The following is a 22,197-nucleotide window of genomic DNA, read 5'->3' as shown; positions in this document are numbered from 1 at the left end:
TTCCGTTTTATTAATAAAAAACGGAATTCAAAAAAAAATATTTTTAATATATGAAATGTGTATTAGTAACGGGCGGTTCACGAGGAATTGGAAGTTCTATTTGTAAAAAATTGGCCACTGAATCCGATTATCATATCCTGATTAACTACCACTCCAATAAAACCGCAGCCGAAGAAACGCTGCAGGAAGTTCAGAAATTAGGAGCAACGGGGGAAATCTTAGGTTTTGATGTTTCGAATTTTGAAGAGGTCCAAAATACGCTAACAAAATGGCAGGAATCAAATCCTGAAGCTATAGTGGAAGCAATTGTAAACAACGCCGGAATCACAAAAGATGGTCTTTTTATGTGGATGACTCCTGAAGACTGGAATGGTGTTGTGAATACAACTGTAAACGGTTTTTTTAATGTTACACAGTTTTTTATGCAAAAAATGTTGCGTAATAAGTATGGTCGAATCGTAAATATGGTTTCGGTTTCAGGTGTAAAAGGAACAGCAGGCCAAACCAATTATTCTGCTGCAAAAGGCGCTATAGTTGCAGCAACAAAAGCATTGGCACAGGAAGTTGCAAAACGCAATATCACTGTAAATGCAGTTGCACCTGGTTTTATCAGAACCGATATGACAAGTCAGTTAGACGAAAAAGAATTACTAAAACTAATTCCGGTAAATCGTTTTGGAGAAGCTGAAGAAGTAGCCGATTTAGTGAGTTTTTTAATCTCAAAAAAAGCAAGTTATATTACAGGTGAAATTATCAACATAAACGGAGGAATATATTCTTAAAAAATTACTTTAAAAGAAGATGAACAGGAGAGTTGTAATTACAGGAATGGGAATTTATTCCTGCATTGGTACCTCATTAGAAGAGGTAAAGGAGTCTTTATACAATGGAAAATCAGGTATTCAGTTTGATCCTGAGCGAAAAGAGTTTGGTTTTCAATCTTCCCTAACAGGAATGGTTCCAAAACCTGATTTAAAAAACGCACTGACCCGCAGACAACGAATGAGCATTGGTGAAGAAACCGAATATGCATATATGGCAACTATCGAAGCCCTAAAAAATGCTAATATTGACGATTCTTTTTTTGATACTCGAGAAGTTGGAATTATGTATGGAAATGATAGTGTCTCAAAAGCTATTATTGATGCTACCGATATTATTCGGGAGAAAAAAGACACTGCTTTAATTGGTTCAGGAGCTATTTTTAAATCGATGAATTCTACAGTAACCATGAATTTATCTACTATTTTTAAACTTCGAGGAATCAATCTGACTATAAGTGCTGCTTGTGCAAGCGGTTCACATTCTATTGGATTAGCATATTTTTTAATAAAAAGTGGTTTTCAGGATATTATTATTTGTGGAGGTGCACAGGAAATTAACAAATATGCAATGAGCAGTTTTGATGGCTTAGGTGTTTTTGCTTCAAGAGAAAACGAACCTACAAAAGCATCAAGGCCTTTTGATGCTGGCCGTGATGGTTTAATTCCGAGTGGCGGAGGAGCAACCTTAATATTAGAAAGCTATGAATCTGCTATAGCCCGTGGTGCCACTATCATTGCAGAAATTGGAGGTTACGGCTTTTCATCAAACGGAGGTCATATTTCTACTCCAAATGTCGAAGGACCCTCAATTGCCATGCAAAGAGCACTTGATGATGCGCAGTTAAAACCAGGCGATATTGATTATATAAATGCTCACGCAACTTCAACTCCTGTAGGGGACGAAAATGAAGCCAAAGCGATTTTTGAAGTTTTTGGTGAGAAAAATCCGTACATAAGTTCTACCAAATCAATGACAGGCCACGAATGTTGGATGGCAGGAGCAAGTGAGGTAATCTATTCTATTATAATGATGCAGCACGATTTTATTGCCCCTAATATCAATTTAGAAAATCCTGATGAAGATGCATTAAAATTAAATTTAGTTAAAACTACGTTAAATAAAAAATTTGATATATTTTTGTCGAATTCCTTCGGGTTTGGAGGAACCAACTCTGCGTTGGTAGTTAAAAAGTTTAAATGAAGATGAACAAAGAAGAGATTATAAAGAGAATTAATGGTTTTTTGGTGGATGAATTTGAAGTTGATAACGACGAGATTCAACCAGATGCCAATTTAAAAGACACACTTGGCCTTGACAGTTTGGATTATGTAGATTTGGTCGTTTCTATCGAAGCAAATTTTGGTGTAAAACTTGTTGAAGTCGATTTTGTAGGAGTGGCTACTTTCGAGAATTTTTATGACCTTATCGACTCTAAACTAAAAGTTAAAGTTGCTTAATGAGTCAATGGGATGGCAAATCTAAAGGAACAGTTTTAGGTTATAGAATATTCGTTTTTTTAATACAAAAGGCAGGTATTAAAGCTGCCTATGTATTACTTTATTTTGTTGCTTCTTATTATTTTTTATTCTTAAAGAAAAGCAACAAAGCGATTTTTTATTATTTTAAAGAGAGACTTCACTATTCTAATTTCAAATCTAAAAAAATGGTTTTCAAAAGTTATTACACTTTTGGTCAGACCATCATTGATAAAATTTCCATTTCGGCAGGAATGCGAAATAAATTTACCTATGAATTTGATGGAATTGAAATTCTAAAAAATTTATTGGCAGAGAAAAAAGGTGGAGTTCTTATAAGTGCCCATGTTGGAAATTTTGAAATTGCCGAACATTTTTTTGGAGAAATCGATCTTGATTTTCAGATTAATCTGGTCACTACTGATTTAGAACATTCCGCTATTAAAAAATATCTGGAAAGTGTTACTCAAAAATCAGCTGTAAAATTCATAATTATCAAAGATGATTTATCTCATATTTTTGAGATAAATGCTGCTTTGGCAAACAATGAATTGGTTTGTTTTACTGGCGATCGCTATTTTGAAGGAACAAAATCACTTTCTGAAAAATTTTTGGGACAGGAAGCAAACTTCCCTGCAGGTCCTTTTTTAATAGCTTCACGATTAAAAGTTCCCGTAGTTTTTGTTTATGTAATGAAAGAACCAAACTTACATTATCATTTATATGCAAGAGAGGCAGCCGTAAAACATCGTGATGAAAAAGGACTCTTAAAAGCTTATGTTGAAAGTGTAGAAAATATTCTGCAAAAATATCCGCTGCAGTGGTTTAATTATTTCGATTTTTGGAAAAATAATTAAATAAAAAACCTCAATTAAAATTACAGACAGCTATTGTTTTTTATAGTTGTAAACTTAAAATAATGTATGGAAGAATTTGACTCGGTTATTATTGGTTCTGGTGTTGGTGGTTTAGGAACTGCAATTTGTCTGGCAAGGGCAGGACAAAAAGTTTTAGTACTCGAACAACATTATGTACCGGGAGGATGGAGTCATAGTTTTACCCTAAAAGGGCAGCGTTTTAGTCCGGGAGTACATTATGTTGGACTGCTGGATGAAGGACAATCAACAAACAAACTTTATCGTGGTCTGGGAATTGCCAATGATATGGTGTTTTTCAGAATGAACAAAAATGCTTTTGAACATTGCCTGATAGGTGATAAAACTTTCGATTTCCCCGCAGGAATAGATAACCTCAAAGAAACGCTTTCGGCACATTTTCCTTCTGAAAAAAAAAATATCAATGAATATCTTACATTAGTTGAAAGAGTAAGTTATGAACTTCAGCTAATTCCAAAATTAAAAGGGTGGTGGCAGAAAATAACCGTTCCTTTTCGAACCAAACACTTTGGAAAATTTGCCCTGTTTCCCTTAAAAAAAGTTATAGGCTGGCATATAAAAAATCCAATGCTAAAAGCTGTGCTGAATATTCAGTGTGGCGATCATGGACTTTCGCCAAACAGAGCCTGCTTTCCTGTACATTGCTCAGTAATGAGTCATTATTTTGATGGCGGATTTTACCCTATGGGCGGTGGAGGCGGAATTGTAAAAGCCATGACCAATGGAATAAAAAGACATGGTGGTGAAGTAAGGGTAGAGCAAAATGTAAAAAAAATAATAATTGAAAATAATAAAGCAATTGGTGTACAATTAGAAAACGGACATCAGATTTTTGCAAAAAATATTATTTCAAATGCTGATCCGTCAATTACCTATCTCAAGCTGATTGGCAAGGAATACTTAAGCAATTCGCTGCTGAAAAAACTGCAAAAAACAAAATATTCAGTTACTTCCCTAATTTTATTTTTAACTCTGGACTTAGATGTAACAAGCTACGGAATTGATTCCGGAAATATGTGGGTCATGAAAGATGAAAATGACGATGCCAATTTTGAGGATTTAATGAGCGACACTATTGCTGACGGAGATTCTTTCCCTGCTCTTTTTATGAGCTGCACAACACTCAAAGATCCCCCAAGTTTTAATGGGCGCTATCATAATTTCGAAATTGTAACGTATGTTAATTATGAACATATCCCTAATTTTTCAGACACAGAAGATTATCACAATGAAGAATACATTGCGTTTAAAGAAAAAGTCACTGAGAAGTTTATGAATAATGTGGAGAAAATTATTCCTGATGCAAAAAAACATGTCATTCAGGCTGAATTAGGAACTCCAAAAACAAATGAATTTTACATTAATTCGACCAATGGAAATGTCTATGGTACTGAAAAAACCTTAAATCAGGTGGGACCATTTTCATTTAAAAACAAATCTGAAATAGAAAATTTGCATCTTTGTGGCGCCTGCACCTTATCTCATGGTGTTACAGGAGCAACTTATTCAGGAATTGCGGCTGCAGCCTCAATTTTAAAATGTACTTCGGATGATTTAATAATTGAAGATGCGGATCAAAAAATACGTATTTATGATGCCGAAGACAAATCAACCTGGCCAGAATGGGTTCATACCAAACGAACTGATAAAATCCGAAAATTCGTTTAAAAATACTTACTTTTGCCACCGACCAAAGCAACCAACCAGATGAAAAATGTTCTCGTTATTTATTATTCACAATCCGGACAATTAAAATCTATTGCACAAAACATTGCAAAACCATTTTTAAATTCCGAAGAAATAAAAGTTACTTTTCATGAAATAAAATTAGAAAAACCATTTCCGTTTCCTTGGGACAAAACTTCTTTTTTTGATGCTTTTCCTGAAACATTTCTACAAATTCCGACAACATTAAAACCTGTTTCCGAAGAAATTCTAAATACAAAATTTGATTTAATTTTATTGCATTATCAGGTTTGGTATTTATCACCATCCATTCCAATGAATTCATTTTTAAAAAGTGATGAAGGTAAAAAAATCCTGAACAATACTCCTGTTGTTACCATTAACGGGTCTCGCAACATGTGGATTATGGCTCAGGAAAAAACTAAGGTTTTATTGCAACAGGCAAATGCCCAATTGATAGGAAATATAGCTCTGGTAGATCGTGTTGGAAACTTAATTAGTGTTATTACTATTGTTGAATGGATGTTTTCAGGTGTAAAGAAAAAATATTTAGGCTTCTTTCCGTTACCCGGAGTATCTGAAAAAGATATTCAGGAATCAACAAAATTTGGAGAAGTAATACTTTCAGAATTTAATCAAAATAATTTAGTTAATTTACAGCCAAAATTGGTAGCTTTGGGCGCTGTTAGAATTAGTTCATATTTAATTAAGGTTGACAAAACTGCAAATAAAATTTTTAACAAATGGTCTAAATTCATTTTTAAAAATCAAAACAACAGAAAGCAACTTCTTAAAATATTTTATATTTATTTATTCTTAGCTATATGGATAATCTCGCCAATAGTATATATATTGCACCTCATTACCTATCCCTTTAAACTAAAAACCATAAAAAGACAAACCCAATATTATCAAGGAGTTTAGAATCCTAATTTAAATTATGTTTGAAGTATATATTACCAAAGCTGCAAAGTATTTGCCAAATGAAGCCGTTTCGAATGATGAAATGGAAAACTATTTAGGACTCATAAATGATACTGCTTCAAAAGCAAGACGTATTATTTTGCGTAATAATAAAATTGCCACACGTTATTATGCTGTTGATAAAAATGGAAACAGTACACATAACAATACGGAACTGACCCGAAATGCCGTTGTACAATTGTTTGATGACAATTTTACATCTCAGGATTTGGAAGTCCTTTCTTGCGGTACTTCATCACCAGACGTTCTGGCTCCTTCGCACGCCGCTATGGTTCACGGTTTATTAAAAAATAAATCAGTTGAGTTGAATTCTTCGTCAGGAATTTGCTGCTCTGGTATGAACGCCTTAAAGTTTGGTTATCTTTCTGTAAAATCGGGAAATTCTAAAAATGCAATTTGCACCGGATCTGAAAAAGTTTCGACATGGCTTGCTGCCCAAAAATACAATCACGAAATCATCAATTTAAAAAACCTTGAAGAGCAGCCAATTATTGCTTTCAAAAAAGATTTTTTACGCTGGATGTTATCTGATGGTGCCGGAGCTTTTTTATTAGAAAATAAACCAAGAGAAGGTGCTGTTTCATTAAAAATTGAATGGATGGAATCTTATTCATATGCATACGAACTTGAAACATGTATGTATGCTGGTGGTGATAAATTAGCAAATGGAGAAATAAAACCATGGAGTGACTTTACTCCTGAACAATGGTTAAACGAGTCTGTATTTGCTGTTAAGCAGGATGTAAAATTGCTGGACGAATTTATTTTACCAAAAGGTGTTGAAAGTATGAGCCATGCAATGACAAAAAATAACATTACAGCAGAACAGGTTGATTATTTTTTACCGCACGTTTCTTCAAACTTTTTTGTTGAAGGATTGAAAAACGGGTTGAATGAAAAAGGAATCGTTCTTACTGATGAAAAATGGTTTATGAACCTTTTAAGAGTTGGAAACGTTGGTTCAGCTTCAATTTATATTGCCCTTGAAGAATTATTGTATTCAGGAAAATTAAAAAAAGGAGATCGTATTTTATTGTCAGTACCGGAAAGCGGAAGGTTCTCATTTGCTTATGCTTATTTAACGGTTTGCTAATGGAAACAACTTTACTTTTAGAAAAAAAATCTGTCGAAAATCTTTTACCGCAAAAGTTTCCTTTTGTAATGGTAGATCGTATGATTTCTTATTCTGAAACATCATTGGTCTCTGGTTTCGAAATTCAAAACGACAATATATTTTTAAAAGACACCTCTTTTTTAGAAGCGGGTCTGATTGAACATATGGCACAGTCAGTCGCACTGCATACCAGTTATCAGTTTTTTTTGAAAAATGAAATAGCACCAACAGGCTATATCGGTTCAATTAAAGATATTGAAATTAAAAAGTTACCCCAAATCAACGATACGATTCAATCGACAGTTTCGATTTTACAGGAGTTTGCCGGAATCACGCTGGTTAACATTGTGACTTTTTTAAATAATGAAGAAATTGCAAACGGGCAAATGAAAACCGTTTTAGCTAAATAAAACCAGATATGAAAGTCGGAATTGACATCCAAAATTACTTGCCTCATCGAGCTCCAATGCTCATGGTCGATTTGATTTTAGATATCGACGCCAACTTTGTAGAAACTATATTCTTAATCAAAGAAGACAATATTTTTGTCGACAAAAACATTTTTCTTGAGGCCGGTTTAATCGAAAATACGGCGCAGACTTGTTCGTCAATTGTGGGTAAAAAATACTTTTTTGATGAAGAAGGCACAGAAGACCAATATGTAAATGTTATAGGTTTTATCAGCGCTTTAAAAAATCTGAAAATACATTCGCTTCCAAAAGTTGGCGATACCATAACCACCAAAGCAACATTAGTTTCAAAATTTGTTGGCGATGGCTATACTTTATGCACAATGAGCTGTCAAAGCCTGCTCGAAGACAAAATACTTTTAGAATGCGAAATCAATTTGTTTATTCAAAAACGATTCCGGTAATAACTTAATTCTAATCGAAAATTAAACCGTCATGGAAAAAGAAAATGTACCTCAGCACGATGGAAATTTAAGCAAAAAAAACCTCAAAGAACTTGTTTATGCTACTGATGAAAATGGCAACTATACAACAGCTCTAAGCACGGGTTGGGAACCAAAAGCCATTGCACTTTCTAATGCCATCGACGATATAAAAGAACGCGCCGAAGAAGCCAGACAAAAAGTCCTGATTGGAGAAGTAAGTCCGATTTGCTATTATATGGAACTCAACAAAATGGATCTTACGATTCTTGCCGGTTATGTTGGAATGTGGAAATGGCGTGTAAAAAGACATTTTAAACCTATCGTTTTTGCCAAACTTAGCGACAAAATTTTACAGAAATATGCCGACGCTTTTGATATTTCAATTGCCGAATTAAAAAACAGTATCACAAAATAATGCAAGTTACTTTTACACATCATCAATCTGCTCATTGCGAAAATGGAGTAGCTTCAAATCTTCTAAAAAACAACGGGCTGAACATCAGTGAACCGATGATTTTTGGAATTGGCTCCGGACTTTTATTTGTGTATTTGCCTTTTATAAAAGTAAATCATGCACCGGCAATCAGTTACAGAACATTGCCAGGACAAATTTTTAATAAAGTAGCAAGCCGATTAAATCTTAAAATAAAAAGACAAAAATTTTCATCTGTTGTAAATGCTAACAAAGCTTTAGAAGAAAATTTAAAAAATAATATTCCAACCGGATTACAAGTTGGTGTTTACAACCTGAGTTATTTTCCGGATGAGTACCGTTTTCATTTCAATGCACATAATTTAGTTGTTTACGGAAAAACCGAAACAGATTATTTGATCAGCGATCCCGTAATGGAAACTGTTACAACATTGACACATGCTGAATTAGATAAAGTACGTTTTGCAAAAGGAGCATTTGCCCCAAGAGGCCAGATGTATTATCCAATTCAGATTCCAAAAGAAGTTGATTTGAAAAGCGCTATTATCAAAGGAATTAAAGATACATGTCGCGTTATGCTGGCACCAATGCCAATTGTTGGTGTTCGTGGTATTAAATTTGTTTCTGGCCGAATCAGAAAATGGCCTGCAAAACATGGTGTCAGAAAAGCAAATCATTATTTGGCACAAATGGTACGCATGCAGGAAGAAATTGGCACCGGAGGCGGTGGTTTCCGATTCATTTATGCCGCTTTTTTACAAGAAGCTTCAGTTGTTTTGGGTAATGAAGAATTGAAAAATCTTTCAAAAGAAATGACTAAAATTGGCGATTCCTGGAGAGATTTTGCCGTAGAAGCTTCCAGAATTTACAAAAACAGAAGCGCTAAAGAAGACGCATATAACGTTATTGCCGATGAGCTTTTGGACATCGCAAATCGCGAAGAAATCTTTTTCAAAAAACTAAAAAAAGCAATCAGCTAACTATATTTTGAATTCCATAATAAAAATAGAATCCCTTTCGAAAAAGTACAAAGACGCAGATATGTTTTCTTTGAACAATGTTTCGCTGGCGATAAACGAAGGTCAGGTTTTTGGTTTATTAGGCCCAAATGGCGCAGGGAAAACCACTTTAATTTCAATGCTTTGCGGATTGATTAAACCCACTTCAGGACATTTTACTATTGATGATCTGGATTATTCGCATCATTCGTCCAAAATCAAAAAAATCATTGGAGTTGTTCCTCAGGAATATGCCCTTTATCCAACATTGACGGCCCGTGAAAATCTGCATTATTTTGGAAGTATGTATGGATTGAAAGGTTCAGACTTAAAAGATAAGGTAATTGACGCTTTAGATCTGTTGGGTCTCCTGAAATTTGCTGATAAACGCATAGAAACCTTTTCGGGCGGAATGAAACGAAGAGTCAATTTGATTGCCGGAATTCTGCACAAACCAAAAGTTTTGTTTTTGGATGAACCTACTGTTGGTGTAGATGTACAATCTAAAAATGCTATTTTGGATTATCTAAAAGCACTCAATCAAAACGGAACGACAATTATTTACACCTCACATCATTTAGCTGAAGCTGAAGATTTTTGCGATACGATTGCCATATTAGACCGGGGAAGAATTTATGCTCAGGGCACTCCGTCAAATTTGATTGGATCTGTCGAAGAAGCCAGAAATCTCGAAGAAGTTTTTATTTCATTAACAGGTAAAGACTTTAGAGATGCTATATAAAATTTGGATGTCAATAATAAAAGAATTTTTACTGCTTAAACGGGATTTAGGCGGTTTGATTATTCTATTCATTATGCCCTTGGTACTTGTAATCACGGTAACCATTATTCAGGACAGTACTTTTAAAACCGTTAGCGACAATAAAATCCAGATTTTATTAGTTGATAATGACAAAGGTTCTGTATCAAAAACGGTTTTTGATAATTTGCAAAAAAATAATTTGTTCACTGTTGTAACACAAATCGATAATGAACCTGTAACAGAAGAAATTGCCAGAGAAAATGTTTACAAAGGAAAGTTTAAACTGGCCATTGTAATTCCGAAAACTCTAAGCATAGACTTGCAGGCTAAAATTGATCAGAATGTACAAAACATTTTGAGCAAAATGGGTATTACAGATTCTGTTGCCAAACCGAAAACAGCAAAAGTATTACAGCAAAAAGAGGTTAAATTATATTTTGATCCCGCAGTTCAGATGAGTTTCAAAACCTCTGTCATGAATGCTATCGATAAAATGATTTCTCAGATTGAAGCAAAGTCAATTTATACGACGTTTCAAAATCAATTGGGCGAAGAAAATGCCCAATTCGAACAAAAAAGTTTTATCACCTTCAAAGAAATAATTCCAAAAGTAAATAACAAAGAAATATTACCTAATTCGGTTCAGCATAATGTTCCGGCCTGGACGCTTTTTGCGATATTTTTTATAGTGATTCCATTGTCCATCAATATTGTAAAAGAAAAATCACAAGGAACATTTGTTCGTTTACTGACCAATCCTGTTTCTAATTTAATTGTCATTATTGGAAAAACCATTACCTATTTACTAATCTGTATGATTCAGTTTTATATGATGGTTGCTGTGGCAATTTTCCTTTTTCCACATATTGGTTTGCCTTCTCTAAATGTCGAAGGTCATTTATTTTTAATGAGTGTTGTTGCTTTATTTTCTGGTTTTGGCGCCATTGGATTCGGAATTTTATTGGGAACTATTGCCAGCACACAGGAACAGTCGGCTCCATTTGGTGCGACGAGTGTAATCATTTTGGCTGCAATTGGCGGTGTTTGGGTTCCTGTTTTTGCCATGCCAAAAATTATGCAGATTATCGCCAAATCATCTCCTATGAATTGGGGATTGGAAGCTTTTTATGATGTGTTATTGCGCAACGTATCTTTCTTTGAAATCATCCCAAAAATAAGTTTGTTATTTTTATTCTTTATCATCACAACTTCCATTGCCTTATTTTATGACAAAAAGAAAAGAACAGTATAACGAAGCCACTTTCTTAACCGTTTCGCACGAAATCAGAATTCGTTTTAACGAAACTGATCCGCTTGGAATCGTTTGGCATGGCAATTATATTACCTATTTTGAAGATGGAAGAGAAGCATTTGGCCGCCAGCACGGACTTACCTATTTGGATATTGGAAATACGGGTTACACCACTCCAATTGTAAAATCAAAGTGCGAACATAAATTGTCTTTGCGTTATGGCGATGTGGTAACGATAGAAACAACTGTTGTTGATACTCCTGCTGCTAAAATGATTTATCGTTTTAAAATAATTGATGCTAAAGGAGAAACAGCCTGCACCGGTGAAACCGTTCAGGTATTTTTAGATAAAGAAGGAAATTTAATGCTGACCAATCCTCCTTTTTATGAAGAATGGAAACGAAAAGTTGGGTTATTAAAATAAACGCAAACGCTCCTTCAAGGTTTTAGAAAACTTGTAGATGTAAATTCCAGACAGACCTACAAGGTTTTGAAAACCTTGAAGGAGAACAAAAATCACAAAATGATAAAAGAAGTATATATAAACGAAACGAATTGTATCACACCTCTAGGTTTTGATGTTGAATCTAACATCGAAGCGATTTTGCGTGGCGATTCAGGAATTCAATTGCACCAGGATATTTCCTTGATGCCGAATCCGTTTTATGCTTCTATTATTTCTGATGAAAAAATAAAAAGTGCTTTTGAAAAAATCAGTACTGAAACCAAATATTCCCGTTTAGAAAAAATGATGATTTTGGCTTTAGAGCCAATTATCAAAAATTCTAAAATAGAGCTAAATTCAAAAACAGCTTTTATCCTTTCAACTACAAAAGGAAATGTTACGGCTTTACAAGATCATTCTGAAGAAAGCTTTAATAACGCACATTTAGATGTTTTAGCAAAAAATGTTGCTCATTTCTTCGGATTTAAAACGCAGCCTATTGTAGTTTCAAATGCCTGTGTTTCGGGCATTTTGGCAGTTTCGATTGCCAAAAGAATGATTCAGTCAGAGCTTTACGACAATATATTTATCATTGCCGGCGACGAAGTTTCAGAATTTGTTTTGTCTGGTTTTAATGCTTTTCAGGCCATGAGCGATTTGCCTTGTAAGCCCTATTCTAAAAACAGAACCGGAGTAAGTTTGGGGGAAGCAGTTGCGGCTGTTTTAATTTCGGCGGAAGCCGGAAATGCTAAAATAAAAGTGATTGGAGACAGTTCAATAAACGATGCAAATCATATCTCTGGCCCTTCAAGAACTGGCGAAGGTTTGTTTCGAAGTATTCAGAATGCGTTGAAAGAAGCTCAAATTGACAGCAATAAATTAGATTATATTTCAGCACACGGAACCGCAACACCGTTTAATGACGAAATGGAAGCGATTGCATTTAACCGTTTAGGGTTACAAAATGTTCCGATAAATAGTTTGAAAGGATTTTATGGTCATACATTAGGTGCTTCAGGATTATTGGAAACAGTAATTGCAATTGAATCGACAAATCAAAATATGCTTTTTGAATCGAAAGGTTTTGATGAAATTGGTGTTAGTGAACCTATCCATGTGATTGAGAGAAATGAAGCAGCAACAATTAATTATTTTTTGAAAACGGCTTCCGGATTTGGAGGGTGTAATACAGCAGTAATCTTTGAAAAAATAATGTAAATGACGAAAACACTAAACTTTATAGTACTCTTTTTTTCGATTATCACTTTTGTTGGATGCAGAAAAAACGCTGATGAAATACAAAGACAATATTTTGTTGATGACTCAAAAAATGTTGAGATTTTGTCTGTTAACTATTGTGTAGATAATTTTGGAAATGTAAGTTCCGTAGCTATTATTCCTGAAAAAACAACTTATAAAAATAAAGAGAAAATAAAAGAGGTTATAGATGATCTTAAAAACATTTATTTCTCTCCGGATAGCGAACAAAGAAATGAGTGTCATGATTATAATTTTATATTTATTAATCCAAAATATGAAAATAACAAACTCGACTCTTCAAAAATTTCCAAATGTTACGAATTAAGAAAAGGCACTTATAAATATGTAGACGGTTCTTTTCCTGAAATTACAATTATACGTAATGATGAATTTCAGATAGAAAAAAATCAAAAGCAAACCTCTAAATTCAAAATTGAGTGGCCAAATGACACAAATTATATTTTAACCTATTTAACAGGCAGTAATAAAAGGCTGGATTTTTTTATTGGCAGAAAAATCTATGTCGAAATTATCGATATTCTTAGTGACGGAAGTTATGTTTACAGAGCTACTTTGACAGATGGCTCACTTGCAACAGGAATTTTAAAAAAAAATAATTCCTGATAATACTTTTTTCAAAAATGACTCAAAACACCTACATACATTCTTATATCAAAATCGAAAACAACGAAATTGTTTTGGACGGAGAGACGATATTCAAAATTGAACCAACCGATTTTGGCGATTTCTCTAAACAAGCTTATCGTAATTTTGAAATGCAGTACCCAAAGTTTTTCAAAATGGATGCTTTGAGCAAATTGGCTTTTTTAGGTGCAGAGTTGCTTTTGAGCCCAATAACTTCTTCTGAAGCAGAAAACAATATCGCTTTGGTTTTGGCCAATAAATCATCAAGTTTAGATACGGATGTGAAATATCAGGAATCTATTTCAGACAAAAAAAACTACTTTCCCAGTCCGGCGGTTTTTGTTTATACGCTTCCAAATATTTGTCTGGGTGAAATAAGTATCCGCCATCAGCTGAAAAGTGAAAATTCTTTCTTTATATTTGAGGCCTTCAATCCTGAATTTATGTCGAATTATTCAAACATTCTTCTAAATTCAAATAAAGCAGATACGGTTCTTTGCGGATGGGTTGAATTTTTTAATGACAGTTACAAAGCTTTTCTTTGCACCATAAGCAGTAAAGAAAACACAAAATATATAAACGAAACGATCAATACTTTATACATTAAATAATCATGGAAGCATTAAAAGCAGAATTAAAAAATAAAATTATTACAACCTTAAATCTTGAAGATATAGCAATTGAAGATATTGCCGATAACGATCCTTTGTTTGGAGACGGTTTAGGTTTAGACTCAATTGACGCACTTGAATTAATCGTAATTTTAGACAAAGATTACGGAATCAAATTAGTTGACCCGAAAGAAGGAAAATCAATTTTCCAGTCAATTGAAACAATGGCGGCTTACATTAATACAAACAGAACGAAATAGATCATTAGATGTTTAGATTTTTAGATTCTTGGATATTTTATTTAAGCAATTTGGAAGTCTGACAATCTTAAAGTCCAATAATCAAACAATCTAAAATGAAAGGTGTCGCAATAACCGGAATGGGAATTATCTCTTCGATTGGAAATTCAGTCGAAGAAAATTATATTTCGCTAATCGAAAATAAAATTGGTGTTTCCCGAATTCAGAATATTCCGACCGTTCATGCCGATATTATTAAAGTTGGAGAAATTAAAAAAACCAATGATGAATTGGTAAATGAATTGCAACTTACACCTGATAATAATTTTTCAAGAACAGCAATGATTGGTGCTTATGCTGCCAAACAAGCTGTTAAAGCTGCCGGAATTACATCGATAAATGAATTTAGAACAGGTCTTATTTCGGCTACCAGTGTTGGCGGAATGGATATGACTGAAAAATATTATTACGATTATTTCAAAGATGCTGAACTTATAAAATATATTAGTTGTCACGACGGCGGCGATGTTGCAGATAAAATTGCTGAGGAATTAGGTTTAAAAGGAATGGTTACAACGATAAGTACGGCTTGCTCATCTGCAGCTAACGCGATTATGTTAGGTGCCCGGTTAATCAAAACCGGAAAACTGGATCGTGTTATTGTTGGCGGAACTGATGCTTTGGCAAAATTCACCATCAATGGTTTCAAAACTTTGATGATTCTATCTGATGATTACAACAAACCTTTTGACAATAACCGTAAAGGTTTGAATCTGGGTGAAGCGGCAGCGTATCTGGTTTTAGAATCAGATGATGTTGTACTTAAACAAAACAAAAAAGTTTTGGCTCGCGTTTCAGGTTACGGAAATGCAAACGACGCTTTTCATCAAACAGCTTCGTCAGAAAACGGCGACGGTGCTTATTTGGCAATGAAAAAAGCCTTTGAAATTTCGGGCTTAAAACCTTCTGAAATTGATTATATCAACGTTCACGGAACCGCAACGCCAAACAATGATTTATCTGAAGGAAGAGCATTACTCCGAATTTATGAAAATGAAAAAGTTCCGGATTTTAGTTCTACAAAACCATTTACGGGTCATACTTTAGCAGCGGCAGCAGCAATTGAAGCCGTTTACAGTGTTTTGGCGATTCAAAATAATGTCATTTATCCTAACTTGAATTTCGAAACTCCAATGGAGGAATTTGATCTGAAACCACAAACTATTTTAAAAAACAAAAATATCGAACACGTTTTATCAAATTCTTTTGGGTTTGGTGGAAATTGTTCAACTCTTATATTTTCTAAAAGCTAATGAAAACATATATAAATGGAATAGGTTGCATTTCGACTCAAAAAACATTTGATACTGTTTTTTTAGAAGAGGCTATACACAATAATGATGAGAATGTTCTTAAAATAGTTTCTCCGGCTTATAAAGATTTTATTTCACCGGCAGCCAGCAGAAGGATGGCAAAAGGTATAAAAAACGGAATCGTAGCTTCGGCAATTGCCATGAAAGACGCGCAAATTGAAAAAGTTGATGCTATTATAACCGGAACCGGATTAGGATGTATAGAAGATTCAGAAAAATTCCTCAAAAATATCCTGGATAATAATGAAGAATTTTTAACTCCAACTTCATTTATTCAGTCAACACATAACACTGTTGGCGCTCAAATCGCTTTATTACAACAATGTAAAGGTTATAATTTTACCTACGTAAACGGAGCCGTTTCGTTTGAATCTGCCCTTTTAGATGCTAAAATGCAAATCGAAGAACAAGAAGCACAATCTGTTTTAGTTGGTGGTATCGATGAGAATGGTGAGTATACAACAGCACTTTTTAAATTATACGGGCGTATCAAACAAGATAATCAACAACCTTATAATCTTTTAGAATCCAAGACAAGCGGGTCAGTTTACGGAGAAGGTGCCAGCTTTTTTGTATTGGAAAATGAACGAAAAGATAACACTTATGCAGAAGTTCTTGATATTGCCATTATAAATACATTGGAAGAAAACGAAGTTGAAAGTGAAATTACTTCTTTTTTAAAGTCAAATCAGTTGGAAATTTCTGATATTGATGCTTTAGTTTTAGGTTTTGATGGAAATATCGATTTTGAAATTTATTATAAAAATCTTGCCGAAAATGCTTTTGCACAAACACCTGTTTTATACTATAAACATTTAAGCGGCGAATACGATACGGCTTCGGCTTTTGCATTATGGATGGCCTCAAAAATTATAAAAACACAGGAAATTCCAGAAATTATAAAAGCCAATTCAGTTGAAAAACCTGCTTATAATACTATTTTGTTATACAATCAATTAAACGGAAAAAATCATAGTTTTACGTTAATCTCAAAATGATAACGCATAAAAACATCTCACTATTTTTTATTTTTTTATTGCTTTTATTGCTTCTTCTGAACCTTTATACAGCAATTAATTTTTGGTGGTTTGCTATTATTGTTTCTATTTGGTTTGTATTTAATCTTGTCGGTTCATCTCTAATATCGTCAAACTATCATGTAAAAGCTTTTTGCAGGAATGCTTTAGAAAAGGAGAAAAAAATTGCCCTTACATTTGATGACGGACCTGGCATTTATACTTTAGAAATTCTTGATCTTCTTAAAAAATATAATGTAAAAGCGACATTTTTTTGCATCGGAAAAAACATTGAAATATATCCTGAAATTGTAAAACAAATTATAGACGAAGGTCATTTGATTGGAAATCATTCCTACGGACATTCTCCTTTTTTTGATTTTTATAATGCGAAAAAAATTATCGGAGAAATTCAAAAAACAGATATACTTTTAGAAAAATTAACTTCAAAAAAAATTAACTTTTTTCGGCCACCCTACGGAGTTACCACCCCATCGATTCGGAGGGCTTTAAAAATAACCGGCCACAAAGTTATTGGCTGGAATATCCGGTCACTTGATGGTGGTACAAAAAATAAAAAATTAATTTTCAACCGAATAATAAAACGGGTTTCTCCCGGCGGAATTGTACTTTTGCACGATACGGCTTCACACTCTGTTTTGGTATTGGAACAGTTTTTGCAATTTTTACAACAAAATAATTACAAAGTGATTTCGACCGAAGAACTTTTGAATCTTAAACCATATGAAGACTAAACTATTTTTACTTACTCTATTTTTCAGCATTTGTCAAACAGCTTTGATAGCTCAGGAACAAAAAATGACTGTTGCAGAAATAGCTTCATTTAAAGAAGATGTAAATGTTGTATCAAAGAAAATAAAAACCCTTAGTACTGATTTTATGCAGTACAAGCATTTGGACTTTTTATCTAAAGATATTGAAACATCCGGAAAAATGATTTTTAAAGAGCCAAATCTGCTTCAATGGCAATATAAAAAACCATACAATTACAGTATCGTTTTCAAAAACGGGAAAATCCTGATTAATGATGAAGGAAAGAAAAGTGCAGTTGATATTGGAAACAGCAAAATCTTTGGCCGCATCAATAAATTAATTGTGGGCAGTGTAAGTGGCAATATGTTTGATGACAAAGAATTTACGATTTCATACTTTAAACTGAAAGGACAAAATCTGGCTAAATTTATTCCAAAAGATGCGACACTAAAAAAATACATCAAACAAATCGAACTTACTTTTGATAAAGAAGAGGCTACCGTTGTGCAAGTAAAACTATTGGAGTCATCAGATGATTATACCAGAATTGTACTTAAAAATAAAGTGATCAATGCAAAAATCGACGATTCAGTATTTACTAATTAACAGCTTTTTGATGCTGGCCCTATTTTCTTGTAGCCCGTTCACAAAAAGTTATACACCAAAAAAATTAGACAGAACATCTTACGAGGTTCCTTATTTTTCAGATTCAAAAACAGATTATGTATATAAAACCAATATTACAGTTTATGGAAATGAATTGTCTGGAATTTTCATCGCCAAAAAAATAAATGATACAACACACCGGATTGTTTTTACGACAGAGTTTGGTAACAAATTGTTTGATTTTGAAATTTCCGAAACAACTTTTAAAATTAATTCGATTGTATCAGAATTAGACCGGAAAATTTTAATTAATACTCTAAAAGAAGATTTCCGTCTATTATTAAAAAAAGAATATTTAATTCAGGAACAATTTGAAAATGATTTTTTTAACATTTATAAATCTGCAGATAAAAACCGTGATAATTACCTGTTTCTGACCAAGAAAGACCAAAAGTTAGAAAAAGTGATTCACTCATCTAAAACAAAAGAAAAATTTACTGTTCTTTTTAATTCAGAAAACAATATTTTTGCTGAAAAAATTCAGATTATTCATCAAAATATAAAGCTAAAAATCGAGTTAAATTATTTTAAATCAGAAAATTAAAATCATTAATAAACTTTAAATCAATTAAAATGAGAAAATCAATCCTAATTGCATTTGTTTTATTTATAGGTATAACAGCACAAGCACAGATAAAAGTAAGTCCGGGAATAAGAGGGGGTGTAAACTTTTCTACATTAACCAATATTGACGACAATAGTACCAAAACAGATTTTTATCTTGGTGGATTAGTAAACATCAAATTCAATAAGTATTTTTCATTGCAGCCCGAATTATCGTATTCAAGACAAGGCGATAAAGTAGAATATTTTGATAATGGCAGTTATAGAGATATAAATTATGAGTTAAATTATATAACAGTTGGAGCCGTTGCTAAGTTTAACTTTAACGGAAGCGGATTTCACGTATTAGCAGGGCCATCTTTAGACTTCAAAATTGATGATAATTACATCAATTCTAATCCTGAAGGTTTTGACCTGGCACTAGTTGGAGGCGTTGGGTATACGTTACCAAACGGATTAACATTTGAAGCAAGAATTAAACAAGGTTTTATTGATATTTACGGTTATGATGGTGTTTATGATGATAATAATAACGGAAATTATGATGAAGTTATTTTAAATCAGGTACTGCAGATTGGTATTAGTTATACATTTAAAGGAAGATAAGAAATATGAAAAAATTAATTGCCATCGTTTTTATTTTATTCATAAACTCAATAAATGCCCAGGTAACATTTAAACCAGGTCTAAGAGCCGGAGCTGCTTTTTCAACGTTTTCAAATACACGTTCATCCTATAAAAGTGATTTTTATATTGGAGGGTTTGGCGAAATTAAATTAACGAGGATTTATGCTTTACAGCCTGAAATTACATATAGCAGACAGGGTTCTAATAACGTTAAAACTTTTGTTGGTTATACTAATGATGGCGAAGAAATTGTGGAATCAAAAAATTTAAACATTGATTATGTTTCGATTGCGATGATCAATAAATTCACTTTTAATGGCTTTCAGGTTCAGGCTGGTCCAACTCTGGATTTTAGAACAAGAGATAATTTACGCTATGAAAAGTCTGATGCTGATTTAGCTCTCGTTGTTGGTTTTGGTTATAAAGTGCCTTTGACAGGATTAACTATTGAAGCTCGTATCAAAAAAGGTTTAATTGATGTTATAGACAGTGATTATTACAGCAGCAATAATAACAGCGATTATTTGTTTGGAGATTATAATACAAATGTGAGTTTTCAATTGGGTGTTTCGTATGCCTTTGGTAAATAAAAAAATATGGTTTTAAAAAATTTTTACAAAATACTTTCAGAAGAAAAAACAGGAGATTCTAAGTACAATTTTACGATTTTGGTCAACGAAAAACATGAAGTTTTCAAAGGCCATTTTCCTGGAAATCCAATTATGCCCGGCGTTTGCATGATTCAGATTATTAAAGAACTTACTGAAACCATTACAAAAGCCAATTTGGTGATTCAAACACTTGCTAATGTAAAGTTCATGGCACTTATTAATCCTCAAATGACTCCCGAATTGCGTTTAGAACTTGATATTGTAACTACCGAAGATGATTTGGTAAAAGTAAAAAACACTACTTATTTTAACGACACCGTTGCTTTGAAACTAAGCAACGTGTATAAAAAAATGTAATTATGAAACTACTGCTAACATTTATACTATGGTTCAATTTTGCAGGAAACCCTGATTTGGCTTCCATTCGCAAAATGTATACTGACGTTTCGAAATCAGAAACCAATGCTAAAGAATTTTTAGACAAACTTGCCGGCATATCTGGCAATGATGACAAAATTTTGGTGGCTTACAAAGCCGCTTCTATTTTGCTGGATTCTAAATTTGAAAAAAAATTAGGCGCAAAAATGGAACGCTTTAAAGAAGGTGCAAAACTTCTTGAATCTACTGTAAAAATTGACCCCAACAATATCGAAATCAGAATGATCCGATTGAGCATTCAGGAAAATGTACCTGCTATTACGGGTTATAAAAAAAATATTAAAGAAGATAAAAAATTCATAACTGACCATTATGATGAGCAAAATAACTCTTTAAAAGAATATCTTAAAAACTTTATATTACAATCTAAAAGTTTCTCTGAAAAAGAGAGGCAATTTTTGAAGTAGGCAAAGAAAATACAATCAATGAAACCTATTTTATTACAGCAGGAGCTACTAAGTTTAACGCATTTTTGTGTAATTGTACCAACATACAACAATCACAAAACGTTAAAAAAAGTGCTGGATTCCGTTTTAGATTACACTACAAATATCATAATTGTTAATGACGGTTCGACTGATGAAACGAGTGAAATTTTAAAATCATATTCTCATCTGATTCAAATTCATCATCCTAAAAACTTAGGAAAAGGAAGGGCTTTGAGAAACGGTTTTCGAAAAGCGATTGAAACAGGTTTTGAATATGCCATTACAATTGATTCTGATGGGCAGCATTTTGCTTCTGACATCCCAAATTTTATTGCTGAAATTCAAGAAACACCTGATTCTTTATTGATTGGCAGCAGGAATATGACGCAGGAAAATGTACCTAAGAAAAGTAGTTTTGGTAATAAATTTTCAAATTTCTGGTTTTGGTTTGAAACCGGGATTAAACTTGATGATACGCAATCAGGTTTCAGATTGTATCCGTTAAAATTAATTCCAAAACAATATTACACCAATAAATTCGAATTTGAAATTGAAGTCATTGTTCGTTCTGCGTGGAAAGGTATTTTGGTAAAAAATATTCCAATTGAGATTTTATATGATCCTGCCGAACGTGTTTCACATTTTCGCCCTTTTAAAGATTTTACCAGAATCAGTATTCTAAATACTGTTCTGGTTTTAAATGCGCTTTTGTATATCAAGCCCAGAGACTTTTTTCGGAAAGCAAAAAAAAAAGGTTTTAAAAGGTTTTTTCTTGAAGACATTTTAGAGAGCAATGATTCTAATTTCAAAAAATCTGCTGCAATTGCATTAGGTATTTTTATCGGCATGTCTCCATTTTGGGGATTTCAAACCGTATTACTTTTTACTTTTGCTGCTTTACTGAGGCTCAATAAAGTCATCGCTTATCTGTCTTCAAATGTTAGTTTTCCTCCTTTTATTCCATTTATTATTTACGGGTCTTTAAAAATGGGAAGTTATTTTGTACCCAATGAAACATCTTTAGTTTTAGACAGTTCACTTACGCTTGACGATATTCAGCAAAATGCAACTCAATATATCGTTGGAAGTCTTATTTTAGCAACTGTTTCTTCGCTAACTGTAGGTCTTTTGAGTTATTTACTTTTAACCTTTTTTAGTTCAACTAAAAACAAAAAATAA

28 protein-coding genes are annotated in these 22,197 nt (G+C 33.2%); all 28 read left to right on the top strand.

The window, feature by feature from the left end; translation table 11 throughout:
* Positions 1-50: 50 nt before the first annotated feature.
* The 28 genes from fabG (at position 51) to JE46_RS03615 (ending at position 22,197) form a co-directional block, all read left to right on the top strand.
* Positions 51-782: a 3-oxoacyl-ACP reductase FabG gene (gene fabG / locus JE46_RS03750; RefSeq protein ID WP_031453928.1), complete on the top strand. Its 732-nt coding sequence runs from the start codon at positions 51-53 to the stop codon at positions 780-782.
* Between the two features lie 19 nt (positions 783-801).
* A complete protein-coding gene (locus tag JE46_RS03745; RefSeq protein ID WP_031453927.1) occupies positions 802-2,025 on the top strand; it encodes a beta-ketoacyl-[acyl-carrier-protein] synthase family protein in 1,224 nt (407 codons plus the stop codon).
* A gap of 2 nt (positions 2,026-2,027) precedes the next feature.
* Positions 2,028-2,282, top strand: a complete 255-nt coding sequence (locus JE46_RS03740; RefSeq protein WP_031453926.1) for an acyl carrier protein — start codon at positions 2,028-2,030, stop codon at positions 2,280-2,282.
* Positions 2,282-3,157, top strand: a complete 876-nt coding sequence (locus tag JE46_RS03735) for an LpxL/LpxP family acyltransferase (protein ID WP_031453925.1) — start codon at positions 2,282-2,284, stop codon at positions 3,155-3,157. Before JE46_RS03740 ends, JE46_RS03735 begins: the two co-directional genes overlap by 1 nt.
* Positions 3,158-3,223: 66 nt before the next feature.
* A complete protein-coding gene (locus JE46_RS03730) occupies positions 3,224-4,864 on the top strand; it encodes a phytoene desaturase family protein (protein WP_031453924.1) in 1,641 nt (546 codons plus the stop codon).
* A 39-nt stretch (positions 4,865-4,903) separates the two neighbouring features.
* On the top strand, positions 4,904-5,806 hold the full coding sequence (locus JE46_RS03725) for an NADPH-dependent FMN reductase family protein (protein ID WP_031453923.1): 903 nt from the start codon (positions 4,904-4,906) through the stop codon (positions 5,804-5,806).
* A gap of 16 nt (positions 5,807-5,822) precedes the next feature.
* A complete protein-coding gene (locus tag JE46_RS03720; RefSeq protein ID WP_031453922.1) occupies positions 5,823-6,959 on the top strand; it encodes a beta-ketoacyl-ACP synthase III in 1,137 nt (378 codons plus the stop codon).
* The gene (locus JE46_RS03715; protein ID WP_031453921.1) at positions 6,959-7,390 is read left to right on the top strand and encodes a hypothetical protein; all 432 of its coding nucleotides are present in this window, start codon (positions 6,959-6,961) and stop codon (positions 7,388-7,390) included. The genes JE46_RS03720 and JE46_RS03715 overlap by 1 nt, the downstream gene beginning before the upstream one ends.
* An 8-nt stretch (positions 7,391-7,398) precedes the next feature.
* Positions 7,399-7,854, top strand: a complete 456-nt coding sequence (locus tag JE46_RS03710; RefSeq protein WP_031453920.1) for an ABC transporter permease — start codon at positions 7,399-7,401, stop codon at positions 7,852-7,854.
* A gap of 31 nt (positions 7,855-7,885) precedes the next feature.
* Positions 7,886-8,290: a hypothetical protein gene (locus tag JE46_RS03705; RefSeq protein ID WP_031453919.1), complete on the top strand. Its 405-nt coding sequence runs from the start codon at positions 7,886-7,888 to the stop codon at positions 8,288-8,290.
* Positions 8,290-9,288: a BtrH N-terminal domain-containing protein gene (locus JE46_RS03700; RefSeq protein WP_031453918.1), complete on the top strand. Its 999-nt coding sequence runs from the start codon at positions 8,290-8,292 to the stop codon at positions 9,286-9,288. The genes JE46_RS03705 and JE46_RS03700 overlap by 1 nt, the downstream gene beginning before the upstream one ends.
* A 61-nt stretch (positions 9,289-9,349) precedes the next feature.
* A complete protein-coding gene (locus JE46_RS03695) occupies positions 9,350-10,048 on the top strand; it encodes an ABC transporter ATP-binding protein (RefSeq protein ID WP_035136437.1) in 699 nt (232 codons plus the stop codon).
* A gap of 7 nt (positions 10,049-10,055) precedes the next feature.
* A complete protein-coding gene (locus JE46_RS03690; protein ID WP_157505855.1) occupies positions 10,056-11,321 on the top strand; it encodes an ABC transporter permease in 1,266 nt (421 codons plus the stop codon).
* On the top strand, positions 11,296-11,745 hold the full coding sequence (locus JE46_RS03685; protein ID WP_031453915.1) for an acyl-CoA thioesterase: 450 nt from the start codon (positions 11,296-11,298) through the stop codon (positions 11,743-11,745). The genes JE46_RS03690 and JE46_RS03685 overlap by 26 nt, the downstream gene beginning before the upstream one ends.
* Before the next feature lie 99 nt (positions 11,746-11,844).
* The gene (locus tag JE46_RS03680; protein ID WP_031453914.1) at positions 11,845-12,984 is read left to right on the top strand and encodes a beta-ketoacyl-[acyl-carrier-protein] synthase family protein; all 1,140 of its coding nucleotides are present in this window, start codon (positions 11,845-11,847) and stop codon (positions 12,982-12,984) included.
* Positions 12,985-13,650 carry a hypothetical protein gene (locus tag JE46_RS03675; protein WP_051872817.1) on the top strand — a complete coding sequence of 222 codons (666 nt, stop codon included), beginning with the start codon at positions 12,985-12,987 and terminating at the stop codon, positions 13,648-13,650.
* 17 nt (positions 13,651-13,667) lie between these two features.
* A complete protein-coding gene (locus JE46_RS03670; protein WP_031453912.1) occupies positions 13,668-14,282 on the top strand; it encodes a beta-ketoacyl-[acyl-carrier-protein] synthase family protein in 615 nt (204 codons plus the stop codon).
* 2 nt (positions 14,283-14,284) lie between these two features.
* Positions 14,285-14,542: a phosphopantetheine-binding protein gene (locus JE46_RS03665; protein WP_031453911.1), complete on the top strand. Its 258-nt coding sequence runs from the start codon at positions 14,285-14,287 to the stop codon at positions 14,540-14,542.
* Between the two features lie 95 nt (positions 14,543-14,637).
* Positions 14,638-15,834, top strand: coding sequence for a beta-ketoacyl-[acyl-carrier-protein] synthase family protein (locus tag JE46_RS03660; protein WP_031453910.1), 1,197 nt, complete (start codon positions 14,638-14,640; stop codon positions 15,832-15,834).
* Positions 15,834-16,892: a beta-ketoacyl synthase N-terminal-like domain-containing protein gene (locus tag JE46_RS03655; RefSeq protein ID WP_031453909.1), complete on the top strand. Its 1,059-nt coding sequence runs from the start codon at positions 15,834-15,836 to the stop codon at positions 16,890-16,892. Before JE46_RS03660 ends, JE46_RS03655 begins: the two co-directional genes overlap by 1 nt.
* Complete coding sequence (locus JE46_RS03650) at positions 16,889-17,665, top strand: polysaccharide deacetylase family protein (protein WP_031453908.1); 777 nt, start codon at positions 16,889-16,891, stop codon at positions 17,663-17,665. The genes JE46_RS03655 and JE46_RS03650 overlap by 4 nt, the downstream gene beginning before the upstream one ends.
* Complete coding sequence (locus JE46_RS03645; RefSeq protein ID WP_031453907.1) at positions 17,655-18,290, top strand: LolA family protein; 636 nt, start codon at positions 17,655-17,657, stop codon at positions 18,288-18,290. Before JE46_RS03650 ends, JE46_RS03645 begins: the two co-directional genes overlap by 11 nt.
* Positions 18,256-18,894 carry a hypothetical protein gene (locus JE46_RS03640; protein ID WP_031453906.1) on the top strand — a complete coding sequence of 213 codons (639 nt, stop codon included), beginning with the start codon at positions 18,256-18,258 and terminating at the stop codon, positions 18,892-18,894. Before JE46_RS03645 ends, JE46_RS03640 begins: the two co-directional genes overlap by 35 nt.
* 29 nt (positions 18,895-18,923) lie before the next feature.
* The gene (locus JE46_RS03635; RefSeq protein WP_031453905.1) at positions 18,924-19,520 is read left to right on the top strand and encodes a porin family protein; all 597 of its coding nucleotides are present in this window, start codon (positions 18,924-18,926) and stop codon (positions 19,518-19,520) included.
* 5 nt (positions 19,521-19,525) lie between these two features.
* Positions 19,526-20,131 carry an outer membrane beta-barrel protein gene (locus JE46_RS03630; RefSeq protein WP_031453904.1) on the top strand — a complete coding sequence of 202 codons (606 nt, stop codon included), beginning with the start codon at positions 19,526-19,528 and terminating at the stop codon, positions 20,129-20,131.
* Between the two features lie 6 nt (positions 20,132-20,137).
* The gene (locus JE46_RS03625; protein ID WP_031453903.1) at positions 20,138-20,509 is read left to right on the top strand and encodes a hotdog family protein; all 372 of its coding nucleotides are present in this window, start codon (positions 20,138-20,140) and stop codon (positions 20,507-20,509) included.
* 2 nt (positions 20,510-20,511) lie between these two features.
* On the top strand, positions 20,512-20,997 hold the full coding sequence (locus JE46_RS03620) for a hypothetical protein (protein WP_031453902.1): 486 nt from the start codon (positions 20,512-20,514) through the stop codon (positions 20,995-20,997).
* Between the two features lie 18 nt (positions 20,998-21,015).
* Entirely contained in the window at positions 21,016-22,197 is a 1,182-nt protein-coding gene (locus JE46_RS03615) for a DUF2062 domain-containing protein (RefSeq protein ID WP_031453901.1), read from the top strand.

Origin of the sequence: Flavobacterium chungangense LMG 26729 (assembly GCF_000735715.2) — a bacterium.
GTDB lineage: Bacteria > Bacteroidota > Bacteroidia > Flavobacteriales > Flavobacteriaceae > Flavobacterium > Flavobacterium chungangense.
The sequence above is the reverse complement of the archived record's forward strand: the minus strand, read 5'-3'. Positions and strand labels throughout refer to the sequence as shown.

What these genes read in the sequence shown, in the direction of transcription:
- JE46_RS03625 (WP_031453903.1), top strand. Translation starts at nt 20,138, where the DNA reads ATGGTTTTAAAAAATTTTTACAAAATACTTTCAGAAGAAAAAACAGGA.
- JE46_RS03705 (WP_031453919.1), top strand. Translation starts at nt 7,886, where the DNA reads ATGGAAAAAGAAAATGTACCTCAGCACGATGGAAATTTAAGCAAAAAA.
- JE46_RS03620 (WP_031453902.1), top strand. Translation starts at nt 20,512, where the DNA reads ATGAAACTACTGCTAACATTTATACTATGGTTCAATTTTGCAGGAAAC.
- JE46_RS03710 (WP_031453920.1), top strand. Translation starts at nt 7,399, where the DNA reads ATGAAAGTCGGAATTGACATCCAAAATTACTTGCCTCATCGAGCTCCA.
- JE46_RS03730 (WP_031453924.1), top strand. Translation starts at nt 3,224, where the DNA reads ATGGAAGAATTTGACTCGGTTATTATTGGTTCTGGTGTTGGTGGTTTA.
- JE46_RS03685 (WP_031453915.1), top strand. Translation starts at nt 11,296, where the DNA reads ATGACAAAAAGAAAAGAACAGTATAACGAAGCCACTTTCTTAACCGTT.
- JE46_RS03680 (WP_031453914.1), top strand. Translation starts at nt 11,845, where the DNA reads ATGATAAAAGAAGTATATATAAACGAAACGAATTGTATCACACCTCTA.
- JE46_RS03665 (WP_031453911.1), top strand. Translation starts at nt 14,285, where the DNA reads ATGGAAGCATTAAAAGCAGAATTAAAAAATAAAATTATTACAACCTTA.
- JE46_RS03725 (WP_031453923.1), top strand. Translation starts at nt 4,904, where the DNA reads ATGAAAAATGTTCTCGTTATTTATTATTCACAATCCGGACAATTAAAA.
- JE46_RS03635 (WP_031453905.1), top strand. Translation starts at nt 18,924, where the DNA reads ATGAGAAAATCAATCCTAATTGCATTTGTTTTATTTATAGGTATAACA.
- JE46_RS03720 (WP_031453922.1), top strand. Translation starts at nt 5,823, where the DNA reads ATGTTTGAAGTATATATTACCAAAGCTGCAAAGTATTTGCCAAATGAA.
- JE46_RS03660 (WP_031453910.1), top strand. Translation starts at nt 14,638, where the DNA reads ATGAAAGGTGTCGCAATAACCGGAATGGGAATTATCTCTTCGATTGGA.
- JE46_RS03745 (WP_031453927.1), top strand. Translation starts at nt 802, where the DNA reads ATGAACAGGAGAGTTGTAATTACAGGAATGGGAATTTATTCCTGCATT.
- JE46_RS03645 (WP_031453907.1), top strand. Translation starts at nt 17,655, where the DNA reads ATGAAGACTAAACTATTTTTACTTACTCTATTTTTCAGCATTTGTCAA.
- fabG (WP_031453928.1), top strand. Translation starts at nt 51, where the DNA reads ATGAAATGTGTATTAGTAACGGGCGGTTCACGAGGAATTGGAAGTTCT.
- JE46_RS03695 (WP_035136437.1), top strand. Translation starts at nt 9,350, where the DNA reads ATGTTTTCTTTGAACAATGTTTCGCTGGCGATAAACGAAGGTCAGGTT.
- JE46_RS03650 (WP_031453908.1), top strand. Translation starts at nt 16,889, where the DNA reads ATGATAACGCATAAAAACATCTCACTATTTTTTATTTTTTTATTGCTT.
- JE46_RS03670 (WP_031453912.1), top strand. Translation starts at nt 13,668, where the DNA reads ATGACTCAAAACACCTACATACATTCTTATATCAAAATCGAAAACAAC.
- JE46_RS03690 (WP_157505855.1), top strand. Translation starts at nt 10,056, where the DNA reads ATGTCAATAATAAAAGAATTTTTACTGCTTAAACGGGATTTAGGCGGT.
- JE46_RS03655 (WP_031453909.1), top strand. Translation starts at nt 15,834, where the DNA reads ATGAAAACATATATAAATGGAATAGGTTGCATTTCGACTCAAAAAACA.
- JE46_RS03740 (WP_031453926.1), top strand. Translation starts at nt 2,028, where the DNA reads ATGAACAAAGAAGAGATTATAAAGAGAATTAATGGTTTTTTGGTGGAT.
- JE46_RS03615 (WP_031453901.1), top strand. Translation starts at nt 21,016, where the DNA reads ATGAAACCTATTTTATTACAGCAGGAGCTACTAAGTTTAACGCATTTT.
- JE46_RS03640 (WP_031453906.1), top strand. Translation starts at nt 18,256, where the DNA reads ATGCAAAAATCGACGATTCAGTATTTACTAATTAACAGCTTTTTGATG.
- JE46_RS03630 (WP_031453904.1), top strand. Translation starts at nt 19,526, where the DNA reads ATGAAAAAATTAATTGCCATCGTTTTTATTTTATTCATAAACTCAATA.
- JE46_RS03735 (WP_031453925.1), top strand. Translation starts at nt 2,282, where the DNA reads ATGAGTCAATGGGATGGCAAATCTAAAGGAACAGTTTTAGGTTATAGA.
- JE46_RS03715 (WP_031453921.1), top strand. Translation starts at nt 6,959, where the DNA reads ATGGAAACAACTTTACTTTTAGAAAAAAAATCTGTCGAAAATCTTTTA.
- JE46_RS03675 (WP_051872817.1), top strand. Translation starts at nt 12,985, where the DNA reads ATGACGAAAACACTAAACTTTATAGTACTCTTTTTTTCGATTATCACT.
- JE46_RS03700 (WP_031453918.1), top strand. Translation starts at nt 8,290, where the DNA reads ATGCAAGTTACTTTTACACATCATCAATCTGCTCATTGCGAAAATGGA.